Below are 13,053 nucleotides of genomic sequence, written 5' to 3'. Positions count from 1 at the left end.
CCCGGCCGGCCGGGACCGTCAGGCACCCTGCCGCGCGGCGGGCCGGGCGGCGCGGGTTACCCCGGCGGGCATTCTCCGCTGCACTACGGCGCCCGCGCGCAGGGCGTCGCCCAGGTGTACGCGGACCGCGCCGCGCGCGAGCAGCAGGCGGCCGCGCCGCAGCGGCCCAGGCCGCAGATCACCATCGACGACGCGATGGCCGAACTCGACGCGATGGTCGGGCTGGCGGGCGTCAAGGAGCAGGTGCGCTCGATCGCCGCGTCGATCGAGGCGGCGCGCCGCCGGGCGGCGGCCGGGTTCAGCAATGACAAGCCGATGCGGCATTTCGTGTTCCTCGGCCCGCCCGGCACGGGCAAGACCACGGTGGCGCGGGTGATCGGCAAGATCTTCTACGCCTTCGGCCTGCTCGACCTGCCCGACGTGGTGGAGGCGCAGCGGTCCGACCTGGTGGGCGAGTACCTCGGCGCGACGGCGATCAAGACCAACGAGCTGATCGACTCCGCGCTCGGCCGGGTGCTGTTCATCGACGAGGCCTACAGCCTGGTGAACGAGGGTGACGGGCAGAGCGACCGGTTCGGGGTCGAGGCCGTGCAGACGCTGCTCAAGCGGGCCGAGGACGACAGGGAGAACCTGATCATCGTCCTGGCCGGGTACGAGAAGCAGACCGAGTCGTTCCTCGCGTCCAACCCGGGACTGGCGTCCCGGTTCGCCACCCGGATCCGGTTTCCCACGTACTCGCCCGCGGAGCTGCTCGCGCTGGCCGAGGCGCAGCTGCGCGGCAAGCACGAGGAGCTGGCGGCGGATGCGCGGCCGGTGCTGTGGCGGATGCTCGAGGAGGTCGGCCGCCGCCGGATCACCGACGAGCTCGGCAACGGCAGGTTCGTCCGCACCCTGCTTGAGAAGGCCGGCCAGGCCAGGGACGTGCGGGTGATGGGCGCCGGCGGCGACCCGGCGGCCGAGGACCTGATCACGATCGGCGGCGCCGACCTGGAGAAGGCGTTCGCGGAGCTGACCTCGCGGCTGCGCGGCTACGAGGACACGCCCACGCTGGAGAGCGCGATCGCCGAACTCGACGAGCTTGTCGGGCTCGAGCCGGTCAAGCAGCAGGTGCGCGCGATCGCCGCGCAGCTTGGGGTGGCGCGGCTGCGTGATCGCCAGGGCCTGGCCAGCCAGCCGCCGGCCAGGCACTTCGTGTTCACCGGCCCGCCCGGCACGGGGAAGACCACGGTCGCCAGGATCCTGGGGCGGATCTTCGCCGCGCTCGGGCTGCTGGTGCGGCCTGAGGTCGTCGAGGCGCACCGCGCGGACCTGGTCGGCGAGCATCTGGGCTCAACCGCGATCAAGACGAACAAGCTGATCGATTCCGCGCTCGGCGGGGTGCTGTTCATCGACGAGGCGTACTCGCTGCACAACGTCGGCTACTCGGGCGGCGACGCGTTCGGCTCTGAGGCGGTGCAGACCCTGCTCAAGCGGGCCGAAGACGACCGGGAGCGGCTGGTGATCGTGCTTGCCGGGTACACGGCCGACATGGACAGGTTCCTGCGCAGCAACCCGGGCCTGGCGTCCCGGTTCAGCATCCGGGTGACGTTCCCCAGCTACACGGCCGCGGACCTGTCGCAGATCGCGGTGCTGCACGCTGAGCAGGCCGGCGACGTGTTCGAGCAGGCCGCGCAGCGGGTGCTCGACCAGATCTTCGCCCGCGCGGTCAGCTCCGGCCGGATCGACGAGCTCGGCAACGGCCGGTTCGCCCGGTCGCTGTTCGAGCGGGCGTGCGCCTTCCGTGACGTGCGGGTCGTCCGGCTCGGCGAGGCGGCGACCGCCGCGGACCTCACCACGCTGACCGAGGACGACGTGCGGGCCGCCTACGCGGAGCTGGCGGGCCAGGGCTCCGCCTGACCCGCGCCTGGCGCTGGGGCCCACAACAACGAACCTATTGGCGCGGCGGGCCCCACCGCCAGTCCGCCTGCCCGGCCTGGCCGGGTTAGGCTTACCCGGTGAGCGGCCGTTGGGACTTCTGGATCGACCGGGGCGGCACGTTCACCGATGTGGTCGCCCGGCGCCCCGACGGGTCGCTGGTGGCGCACAAGCTGCTGTCGGTCAGCCCCGCCTACGGCGACGCCGCCGTGGCGGGGATCCGCGAACTCCTGCGCGTGCCGCCCGGCGAGCCGGTCCCTGCGGACCGCATCGGCACGGTCCGGCTCGGCACCACGGTGGCCACCAACGCGCTGCTCGAGCGCACGGGCGAGCGGTGCGTGCTCGTCGTCACCGAAGGGTTCGGTGACGCGCTGCGGATCGCCTACCAGAACAGGCCGCGCATCTTCGACAGGCACATCGTGCTGCCCGGGCAGCTGTACGAGCGGGTGATCGAGGTCCCTGAGCGGGTCGGCGCCCGCGGCGAGCTGGTCCGCCCGCTGGACGAGGCGCACGCCGAACGCGAGCTGGCCAGGGCCTACGACGACGGCTTCCGCGCCGCCGCCGTGCTGTGCATGCACGGCTACCGCTACCCGGCACACGAGGCGCGGATCGGCGCGATCGCCAGGAAGATCGGGTTCACCCAGGTCAGCGAGTCGCACCAGGCCAGCCCGCTGATGCGGCTCGTCTCCCGCGGCGACACCACGGTGGCCGACGCCTACCTGTCCCCCGTGCTGCGCCGGTACGTCGAGGAGGTGGCCGCGCAGCTGTCCGGGGTGCGCGTGCTGTTCATGCAGTCCAACGGCGGCCTGACAAGCGCGGCGAGCTTCCGGGGCAAGGACTCGATCCTGTCCGGGCCGGCCGGCGGGATCGTGGGGATGGCGCGCACCGCCGCGGCGGCCGGCTTCGGCCGGGTGATCGGCTTCGACATGGGCGGCACGTCCACGGACGTCTCGCACTACGCGGGCGAGTTCGAGCGGCAGTACGAGACCGAAGTCGCCGGGGTCCGGATGCGCGCGCCCATGCTGTCCATCCACACGGTCGCGGCCGGCGGCGGGTCGATCCTGCACGTCGAGGGCGGCCGGTACCGGGTCGGGCCGGACTCGGCGGGCGCCTACCCGGGACCGGCCTGCTACGGACACGGCGGGCCGCTGACCGTGACCGACGCGAACGTGCTGCTCGGCCGGATCCAGCCGGGCTACTTCCCCCGGGTCTTCGGCGACCGCGGCGACAGGCCGCTCGACGCGGGCGCCACCAGGCGGCTGTTCGGCGAGCTGGCCGCGACGATCACGCGACGGACGGGCGACCGGCGCGCACCGGAGCAGGTCGCCGCCGGCTTTCTGCAGATCGCCGTGCAGAACATGGCGAACGCGATCAAGAAGATCTCCGTGCAGCGCGGTTACGACATCACCAGGTACGTGCTGTCCACCTTCGGCGGCGCGGGCGGCCAGCACGCCTGCGCGGTGGCCGACGCGCTCGGCATGACCAGCGTCCTCATCCACCCGCTGGCCGGCGTGCTCGCCGCGTACGGCCTCGGCCTCGCCGACGTGCTCGCGATGCGGGAGACCGCCGTCGAGGCGCCGCTGGATGCCGGCCTGGCGGCCCGCCTGCCGGACACGGTGCTGCGCCCGCTGGAGGAGGCCGCACGCGCGGAGCTGGCCGCCCAGGGCGTGCCGCAGGACGCGGTCCGCGTGGTGCGCCGCGCCCACCTGCGCTACGACGGCACCGATACGCCGATCCCCGTCGCGTTCGGCGACGCCGCCGAGATGACGCGGGCGTTCGAGGCCGCCTACCGCCGCCGGTTCTCCTTCCTCATGCCGGACAGGCCGATCGTGGTCGAGGCGGTCTCCGTCGAGGTAGCCAGCGCCGCGGACCGCGCGGACCCCACCGACGTCCCTGACGCGGCCACCGGGGCAGCCACCACCGGCGCCGCGCACGCCGCTCAGTCACCGGACGCCTCCCCGGTCACCCCGGCCCGTTCGGACGAGACAGGAGAGCCCCGGCCCGCCGAATACGTGCGCCTGTTCACGGCCGGGCAGTGGGCGCGGGTCCCGCTGTTCCAGCGGCACCAGCTCGCGCCGGGCCAGGCCGTGGACGGCCCGGCGATCCTCGCCGAGGACCTGGCGACGACCGTGGTCGAGCCCGGCTGGCGGGCGTCGGTGACCGGCGCGCGCGACCTGCTCCTCACCCGGACGGCGCCGCGGCCCGGCGCGGCCAACCCGGCGGTGAGCACGCGGGCGGACCCGGTGCTGCTCGAGATCTTCAGCAACCTGTTCATGTCGGTCGCCGAGCAGATGGGCGTGCGGCTGCAGTCCACCGCGCACTCGGTGAACATCAAGGAGCGGCTGGACTTCTCCTGCGCGATCTTCGACGCCGACGGCGGCCTGATCGCGAACGCGCCGCACATCCCGGTGCACCTCGGCTCGATGGGCGAATCCATCAAGATGGTGATCAGCCGCAACAGGGGCCGCATGAAGCCGGGCGATGTCTACGTGCTGAACGACCCGTACCACGGCGGCACCCACCTCCCCGACGTCACGGTGGTCACTCCCGTCTTCGTGCCCGACCCGGCGGCCGACCCAGCGCCCGGCGCAGCGGCCGACGCGGCCGACGCGGCCGAAGCCGCACCCCGGACGCCCACGTTCTACGTCGCCTCCCGCGGCCACCACGCCGAGATCGGCGGGATTTCCCCTGGGTCCATGCCCGCGACCAGCACGCGCGTGGCGGAAGAAGGCGTGCTGATCGACAACTGGCTCCTCGTCGAGCACGGCCGGCTGCGCGAAGCGGCGACCATCGACCTGCTGGCCGGCGCCGAATACCCGTCCCGCGACCCCCGGACCAACCTCGCGGACCTGCGGGCGCAGGTCGCGGCCAACGAGAAGGGCAGCGCGGAGCTGCACAAGATGGCCGGCTACTACGGCCTGGACGTGGTGACCGCCTACATGGGCCACGTCCAGGACAACGCCGCCGAGGCGGTCCGCACGGCGATCAGCACGCTCAGCGACGGGGAGTTCAGCTACGAGCTCGACAACGGCGCGACGATCCGGGTAAGGATCGCCGTCGACCACGCCGACAGGACCGCGACGATCGACTTCACCGGCACGTCCGCCCAGCTGGCGGGCAACTTCAACGCACCGTCCAGCGTGGCGATGGCGGCGGTGCTTTACGTGTTCCGCACCCTGGTCGGCAAGGACATCCCGCTTAACGCCGGCTGCCTGCAGCCGCTCACCGTGCTGATCCCCCCGGGCACGATGCTGTCGCCGCGGTACCCGGCCGCGGTCGCCGCGGGCAACGTCGAGACAAGCCAGGCGGTCACCGGCGCGCTGTACGGCGCGCTCGGCGTGCTCGCGGAGGGGTCAGGGACGATGAACAACGTGACGTTCGGCAACGAGCGGTACCAGTATTACGAGACTGTGGCGAGCGGCTCCGGGGCGGGCGAGGGGTTCGATGGCACCGACGTGGTGCAGACGAAGATGACCAACTCGCGGCTGACCGACCCCGAGGTGCTTGAGTGGCGCTACCCGGTCCGCCTGGAGTCGTACGCGATCCGCCGGGGGAGCGGCGGCGCCGGCCGGTGGCGCGGCGGCGACGGCGGGGTCAGGCGGCTGCGGTTCCTCGAGCCGATGACGGTGACGACGCTGGCCGGGCACCGGCGGGTGCCCGCGTTCGGCATGGCCGGGGGCGGCCCGGGCGCGCTCGGCCGCCACTGGGTGGAGCGCGCGGACGGCTCGGTGACGCCGATGGCCGGCTGCGACTCGGTGCGGCTTGAGGCTGGTGATGTGTTCGTGATCGAGACCCCCGGGGGCGGGGGATTCAAGCCAGGCGGGGGGCCGCATTAGGAGATACCGAACGATCCCGGCCGCCTCCCCAGCCTCCGCCGCTCCCTAGGGTCGCAAGTCCTCGCCGCCCGTGTCTTCGCCGCTCAGGCCCGTCGCGAGCTCGTGCAGCGCGGCCTCGAACGCGGCCTCGTCGCCGTCGGCTGCCTCGAGCACCTCCATGAGCGCGTGCAGCACCAGATGCCGGTCCTCGCCCGCGTCGAGCAGCCGCTGCGCGGCATCCCAGAGCGCCGGCGGCGAGCCGCGCCACAGCCGGTCGGCTATCGCCAGGTGGCTGTCGATGTGGCGGCCGACGCCCGCCGCGCTCGGGCTGCCGGTCTTCGTGTCGTGGTCGGCGGCGAGCAGCAGCCGCCGGTCGGCGGGGTTGGCCGGGTCCAGCCTGGACAGGTCGACGCCCCCGTACTTGCCCTCGAGCACAGGGAACGCGAACGCGCGCCGCGGCAGCGCCTCGAGGTCGGAGTCGGGCAGCAGCCTGGCCACCAGCTTCTCGTCAAGGCCGAACTCCGCGGGATCCCGGTAGATCCGCGAGAACGTGCTCATCGAGTCGAAGACGGTCTCCAGGGTCTGGCCGATGGCGCCGCTGGACTGGCCGCACTGGCGGCCCGCCCAGCGGACCCAGGACGCCAGCGCGTGCGGCATCGCGTCCTGGTCGGCCGAGGACAGCATGACCTTGCGCGGCAGCCAGCTGAGCAGGAAGTTCTGCACCTTGACCGGGCTCATCCGCAGCGGCCGGCCGCTGTCCTGGTCGCACCCGAAGTCGATGATGCGGTCGACGCAGCGGCTGGCCGCCTGCCTGTCCGACAGGTCTTCGGCCTCGTCGGAGGCGAGGAATTCGGCGGCAAGCAGCGCCCGGCGCTCTCGCGACCAGGCGCGCCTGGCGAGCAGCGCCCGGCCCGCGGCCGGCGGCAGCGCGCGGATGCGCGCACGGATGAACGCGTGGTAGGAGGCGAAGGAATCGCTCACCGGCGGGTCCTCGGCGGCGTCGGTGGCGTCGAGCGCGGCCTGCAGCACCTTCCTGGCCTGCTGCGGTTCGAGCTGCCTGAAGCCGTCCTCCCTCCTGGCGTGCGCGCCGATGTGCGCCGCGGCCTCCGGCTTGGCGTCCGACCCGGCGTCCGTCCTTGCGTCGGTCCCGGCTTCCGTCCTTGCGTCCGTCCTCGCGGCGGACGCCTGCCTGCAGTGCTCGAGCAGCTTGTCCACGCGGGAGGTGACCCAGCCGTCCCGCATCATGCCGCCGGCGTTGTAGTCCACCATGCACACGAGCGCGTGGGATTCCTCCCCCGCGTAGCTGAAGACGCAGACGATCTCGTCCTGGTCGCCCCACTCGTCGTGGTTCACGTAGCATTCGGCGGGCGCCACCGCGCCCAGGTGGTCCGCCCAGCCGGGCGCCTTGACCCCGCTGTCCATCATCGCGATCGCGGCCTGCTCGGCCGCGACGGCCTGTCGCGGCGTGCCGAGGCAGGCTATCCCGGAAAGCAGCGCGAGGGCCGCGGGGGAGGGCTGCCCGGCGGCGTACTCGACCAGTCCCTCGCCGACCACTTGCTCCACGCCGGCCCCGCCCGCGCTGCGGTGCCGCTGCGCCCACCAGGTGCCGAGCAGTTCGCTGACCATGAGCTCCGCGTCCAGCGGGCTGCGCACCGCCAGCAGCTCTCGCGCCGCGTGCAGGATCTCGCGGAACAGCGCGTTCGGTGGCTGGACGCTGCGCGCGTGGCTGCGACGTCGGCTCGGCGGGCTCACCCTGATAGCCTCTCAGATCTGGACACGCGGGCGCTACGCTACGCCCCGCTGCCCGTCGTGGCGGGGCCGGCGGGGGAAGCATTTCCTCCCCTTGCAGAGAATTTACCTATGCCGCCATCCGTGTGTCCGGAGATGGCGGTGATCCCGGCCGTGTCGCGCTGCCGGTGCCTGCCGGATCGCGGCCGGCCTCAAATGACCGGTCTTACCTGCGACTAGCTGGCAGCATCGGTACCCGGATTGTGGCACGCTTGTTCTGAACGGTCGCTGTGCGGGCGGTGGCGAACCGCGCTGCCGGCGGACCGCCGCCGGGCGCCGGGCGAGGCGGCGCGCGTGCTGGCAGGTGGAGGCTGGAAGGAGCCGCCAGTGGCAGGCGCCTGCACGGAAGGTGAGGAGCTCAGGTGAGCGCTGACACCTCCGTGCCAAAGCAGCGGGAGGCCGGGTTGGACGAGTTCGAGTCCTGGCTCCCGGATGCCGTGCTGCGCGGCGCGCCCGCCGGCATCGCCTTCCTCGGCACCGACATGCGCTTCGTCTGGGTCAACCCCGCGCTCGCCCGGATGTACGGCCACGACGAGGCCGATTTCGCCGGGCAGCCGATCGCCGCGGTGTGGCCCGCCGTCGACGCCGCCCGGGCCGAGGCCGCGCTCGCGCGGGTGCTCGGCGAGGACCGCCCGGCCACGGAGATGTTCGCGTCGGGAGCGGCGGGGGCGTCCGGGGCGCCGGGGGCGCCGGGGTCGGCGGGGGCGTCGGCCGAGGCCGGTTCAACCGGGGAGGCCGGCTCCGCCGGCGAGGCGATGACCGGGCCGCGCTCGTTCCACTGGTTCCCCGTGCACGGGCCGGACGGCGTGCTGAGCGGCGCGGGCCTCATCGTCGTCGCCGACGGGCTCGGGCTGGGCACCGAGGAGGCGCTGCGCCGCAGCGAAGAGCGGTACCGGGCGCTGGCACAGGGCGGCGCCCAGGTCATCTGGGTCGCCTCGGCGGACGGGGAGATGCTCGAGGATTCCGCCGAATGGCGGTGGATCACCGGGCAGTCCCCCGAGGAGTTCCTCGGCAGCGGGTGGCTGGACTCGATCCACCCAGAAGACCGCGAGCGCGTGGAGCGCGACTGGCGGGAGTGCCTGCGCACCGGGCGGATCTTCGACGACCGGTTCCGGATGCGGACAAGGGGCGGCGCGTACCGGCACTACGACGTGCGCGCCGTGCCGATCGAACGGGACGGCAAGGTCGCCGAGTGGGTCGGTGCCATCACCGACGTGACAAGCCAGCGCGAGGCCGAGGAGATGCGCAGCCGGCTGACCGAACAGCTGTCCGCGGCGGCGCTGCGCACCGCCCGGCTGCAGCAGGCGACGTCGATGCTCGCCGAGGCGCTGACCGTGGAGCAGGTGGTCGAGGTGATCACCGAGGTGGGCCGCACCGCGATCGGGGCGCTGCGCTCGGCGGTGGCCCTGCTCGACGCCGAGACCCTGCGGCTGCGGGTGGTCAACCCCGACGGGCTCGCGCCCGTCGGGCCGGACTCAGTCGGCAAGCGGCTGACCCTGGACACGCCGAGCGTGATGACGCGGGCGATCGCGACCCGCCGCCCCGTGCTCATCCACGACCCCGAGGAGCTGCGCAGGCAGTTCGCGGACACCGCGGACACCGCCGACGGCGGGCACCGGATGGAGGACACCGGCGACGAGCGGTCCTGGGTCAGCCTGCCGCTGCTCGCGGCGGGCGCTCCGCTCGGCGCGCTGCGGTTCTCCTTCAGCAGGCCGCGGCGGATCACCGAGGAAGAGCGGGTCTTCCTTGAGGCGCTGGCCGGCCAGTGCGCGCTGGCCGTCGAGCGGGCCGCGATGTACGAGCGGGAGCACGCCACCGCCGAGACGCTGCAGCGCAGCCTGCTGCCTGACAAGCTGCCGACCGTGCCGGGCCTGGTGCTCGATGCCAGGTACCTGCCGGTGACGCGGAACATGGAGATCGGCGGCGACTGGTATGACGTGTTCTGGCTGCCGGACCGGCGGCTGGCGGTCACGGTCGGCGACGTCATGGGCAAGGGGCTGCAGGCCGCGGCGGGCATGGGCCGGGTGCGCAACGCGCTGCGCGCCCTGGCGCTGACCGACCCGCGCCCCGCGGCGGTGCTCGCCGGGCTGGACCGGCTGTTCAGCGCGACCGAGCTCGAGGAGCAGGTCACCACGGTCTCCTACCTGGTCATCGACCCGGACACCGGCGAGGGCCAGGCCGGGAACGCCGGCCACCTGCCCACGCTGCTGCTCACCCCGGGCGCGCCGCCCGTGCTCGACCAGGCCGAGGCGGGCACGCCGCTCGGCTGGGCGAGCCCGCGCAGGCAGCACGCGTTCCGGCTGCCGCCGGGCAGCACCGCGGTCTTCTACTCCGACGGGCTGGTGGAAAACCGGATGCGCGGCCTCGACGCCGGGCTTGACGAGCTGGTCCGGGTCGCCGCCGGCGCCACCGACGAGCTGCTGAGCGTCCCCGGCCTGTTGCTTCAGTACTTGCTTGACCATATGCTCGCCGGCCATGAACAGGATGACGACGTGACCGTGCTCGTCATGCACGTTCCGGCGGGCCTTGCGGCAGAGAGGCCGGCGTACGGCCCGCCAGCGGCAGGCGGCCCGTCAGCGGCGTACGACCCGCCAGCGGCAGGCGGCCCGCCAGGGCACCGGCGGGGGACGCGGTGACCGCCGGCGTGGGCGCCGGCGCAGGCGCCGATGTGCACGCCGATGTGTACAAGGCACTCCCACTTGCCGCCTATGGTGGACTGAAGGAGGAGGCGGGCGGGTTGCTGTTTAAATTCCCAAGACAGGCGGGAAGCCCGCTTCCTGGCACGGTCCAGGCGTCAAGACCCTCGCGGGAGGGCCCGATTATCGCTATGCGTACGCAGCTCAGCCGAGCTACCCAGCGAAGGAAGAGGTGACCGTGGTGGTGAGCGCTGCCAATTCCGCGGCGCGCAAGCGCTCCCGGCCGGCCGGTTCCGCGGGCCGGGACTCGCGGGTGGCCGATGACACGACGACCGAGGGCGCTGCGCAGGAGCAGGCTCAGGCCGCTCCCGTATCGGGCAACGGTCTCGCGGGCGCGGGCAGCCACGCGGCCGCGGCCAAGGGCCGCGACGAACTCGCGGCCGTACCCCCGCAGGACCTCCCCGTCGACCTGGCGGTCGTGGACCTCGACGATGACGATGAGGACGCGGACCTCGACGAGGAGGTCGACCTCGAGGACTTCGACGACCAATTCGACGACGACCTCGGCGACGCGCTCGGCGCGGACCTGGAGATCGCCGACTCGCCCGATGCCGAGCTGCCGGACGCCGACCTGGCCGACGAGGTGCTCACCGACGATCCGGACGTGGACGCCGGGGCGGCTGCCGATTCGGACGGGGCCGCGGACCCTGACGGCAAGGTAGCCGGCGAGGTTGGCGACGACGAGATCTTCGTCTTCGGCGACGATGACGACGACCTGCCGGCCGCCCAGGTGGCGGTCGCGGGCGCGACCGCGGATCCGGTCAAGGACTACCTCAAGCAGATCGGGAAAGTGCCGCTGCTCAACGCCGAGCAGGAGGTGGAGCTCGCCAAGCGGATCGAGGCCGGCCTGTTCGCCGAGGAGAAGCTCGCCGAGGGCAGCGGGCTGTCCCCTGATCAGCGCATCGACCTGGAGTGGATCGCCGAGGACGGCCGGCGCGCGAAGAACCACCTGCTCGAGGCGAACCTCCGGCTGGTCGTCAGCCTGGCCAAGCGGTACACCGGCCGCGGGATGCTTTTCCTCGACCTGATCCAGGAGGGCAACCTCGGCCTGATCCGGGCCGTGGAGAAGTTCGACTACACCAAGGGCTACAAGTTCTCCACGTACGCCACCTGGTGGATCAGGCAGGCCATCACCAGGGCGATGGCGGACCAGGCGCGCACGATCCGCATCCCCGTGCACATGGTCGAGGTCATCAACAAGCTGGCCCGGGTACAGCGGCAGATGCTGCAGGACCTCGGCCGTGAGCCGACGCCGGAGGAGCTGGCCATCGAGCTGGACATGACTCCCGAGAAGGTCGTCGAGGTGCAGAAGTACGGCCGCGAGCCGATCTCGCTGCACACCCCGCTCGGCGAGGACGGAGACAGCGAGTTCGGCGACCTGATCGAGGACTCCGAGGCGATCCAGCCGGGCGAGGCGGTCTCGTTCACGCTGCTGCAGGAGCAGCTCCACTCGGTGCTCGACACGCTCTCGGAGCGCGAGGCGGGCGTGGTCTCGATGCGGTTCGGCCTCACCGACGGCCAGCCGAAGACGCTGGACGAGATCGGCAAGGTCTACGGCGTCACCCGGGAGCGGATCCGGCAGATCGAGTCGAAGACGATGTCGAAGCTGCGCCACCCGTCCCGGTCCCAGGTGCTGCGCGACTACCTGGACTAGGCCAAGGTCCCCCTACCGCCGCCCGCACCCCACGGGAACCAGCCGTCACAGCCTGCCAGGCCCGCGCATTGGGCCAGTCACGCCAACGGCCCGGCTCTATTGGGTCAGGTGCGCCAATGACCCAGTTCCTGTCGGCGAGCCAACCGCCCGTCGGCGCCCGGCGCGCATGCTGTGGTCCCGTGCTTAACAAACGTCACGGGCGCCGCAGCGCCCTAGCGCCGCGGCGCCCCGTGCGGCGCCTATATTGATCTGTGAAGCCTTTTGTGCTGCGAAGTCTGTGCGCGGCCGGGTCAGTTCTCCTGGCTGGTCAGGCGCTGGGTCTCGTCCTGGATGTCGACGGCGACCTTGGCCAGAGCCTCAGCGTGTTCCCTGCCATGATGGGCGCAGAAGAGCAGCTCACCCGAGTTCGGGAGCAGGACGCGGACGTATGCCTGGGCGCCGCAGCGATCGCAAAGATCCAGGGCGGTCAGCGGCTTGGTGGGGGCTATAGCTCCGGTCACGTCGCCTTCCTCGTCTCGTGCCTCCGGCTGCTGCGTCCGGCTGGCTCCTGCCTTACAGGACAGCACAACACATTCTCCGGCCTCAGGCTTCCCCTAGCCGAGTGGTGTACGCCACAAGCGAAAAAAGCCGCATCTGATCGCGTGACCAACCTTTGCCGACCCTGCCAGCGCTGGCGCGATACCCGGTGACGACACCACCGTGCGGGTAGTCACCGGCGAGATACCCGTGCGGTTCGTGTGCTTCATACCCCCTGGCGCGCATCGTGACACATTTGGTCGCAACTATCCCCCGCCCGGCAGCGGCGTGGCAGCGCGCCCCCACCCGCCGCGGGACGCTACGCTTCGAGTGAGGCAGCCCCCCGCGTGCCGCCCGTGCTTTCGAGAGGAGACGCCGCCCGTGCCCCCGCTCACCGACGCCGTTCGGGCGCCCGCGGAACCTGCCGCCACCCCAGGTGCCCCTGGCGCCCGGGGCGCCCTGGCCGCCCCGGCCGACTCGTACACCGCCAGGCACCTGTCGGTGCTCGAGGGCCTAGAGGCTGTCCGCAAGCGGCCGGGCATGTACATCGGCTCGACCGACGGCCGGGGCCTGCAGCACTGTCTGTGGGAGATCTTCGACAACGCGGTCGACGAGGCGATGTCCGGATACTGCACGCGGGTCGACGTCATCCTGTACGCGGACGGGTCGG

6 protein-coding genes and 1 pseudogene are annotated in these 13,053 nt (G+C 72.5%); 5 read left to right on the top strand and 2 right to left on the bottom strand.

Annotation, left to right across the window (positions count from 1 at the left end):
• Both Q1N79_RS16335 and Q1N79_RS16330 read left to right on the top strand, forming a co-directional pair.
• Positions 1 to 1,896: AAA family ATPase (locus Q1N79_RS16335; RefSeq protein ID WP_300609931.1), on the top strand; the 1,896-nt coding region annotated here is incomplete at its 5' end.
• A 98-nt stretch (positions 1,897 to 1,994) separates the two neighbouring features.
• Positions 1,995 to 5,750: a hydantoinase B/oxoprolinase family protein gene (locus tag Q1N79_RS16330; RefSeq protein WP_300609930.1), complete on the top strand. Its 3,756-nt coding sequence runs from the start codon at positions 1,995 to 1,997 to the stop codon at positions 5,748 to 5,750.
• 45 nt (positions 5,751 to 5,795) lie between these two features.
• Here Q1N79_RS16330 and Q1N79_RS16325 read toward each other — a convergent pair whose 3' ends face one another.
• Positions 5,796 to 7,481: a hypothetical protein gene (locus Q1N79_RS16325; protein ID WP_300609929.1), complete on the bottom strand. Its 1,686-nt coding sequence runs from the start codon at positions 7,479 to 7,481 to the stop codon at positions 5,796 to 5,798.
• A 398-nt stretch (positions 7,482 to 7,879) separates the two neighbouring features.
• Here Q1N79_RS16325 and Q1N79_RS16320 point away from each other — a divergent pair, with 398 nt between their 5' ends.
• Both Q1N79_RS16320 and Q1N79_RS16315 read left to right on the top strand, forming a co-directional pair.
• Complete coding sequence (locus Q1N79_RS16320; RefSeq protein ID WP_300609928.1) at positions 7,880 to 10,153, top strand: SpoIIE family protein phosphatase; 2,274 nt, start codon at positions 7,880 to 7,882, stop codon at positions 10,151 to 10,153.
• Positions 10,154 to 10,385: 232 nt separating this feature from the next.
• Entirely contained in the window at positions 10,386 to 11,867 is a 1,482-nt protein-coding gene (locus Q1N79_RS16315; RefSeq protein ID WP_300609927.1) for an RNA polymerase sigma factor, read from the top strand.
• A gap of 290 nt (positions 11,868 to 12,157) precedes the next feature.
• Here Q1N79_RS16315 and Q1N79_RS16310 read toward each other — a convergent pair whose 3' ends face one another.
• The gene (locus tag Q1N79_RS16310; RefSeq protein WP_300609926.1) at positions 12,158 to 12,367 is read right to left on the bottom strand and encodes a hypothetical protein; all 210 of its coding nucleotides are present in this window, start codon (positions 12,365 to 12,367) and stop codon (positions 12,158 to 12,160) included.
• 475 nt (positions 12,368 to 12,842) lie between these two features.
• Here Q1N79_RS16310 and Q1N79_RS16305 point away from each other — a divergent pair.
• A pseudogene (locus Q1N79_RS16305) lies at positions 12,843 to 13,053 on the top strand (hypothetical protein); the annotation flags it as partial.

It is taken from the genome of Trebonia sp. (assembly GCF_030042015.1).
In the GTDB taxonomy this organism is placed as follows: Bacteria; Actinomycetota; Actinomycetes; order Streptosporangiales; family Streptosporangiaceae; genus Trebonia.
The sequence above is the reverse complement of the archived record's forward strand: the minus strand, read 5'-3'. Positions and strand labels throughout refer to the sequence as shown.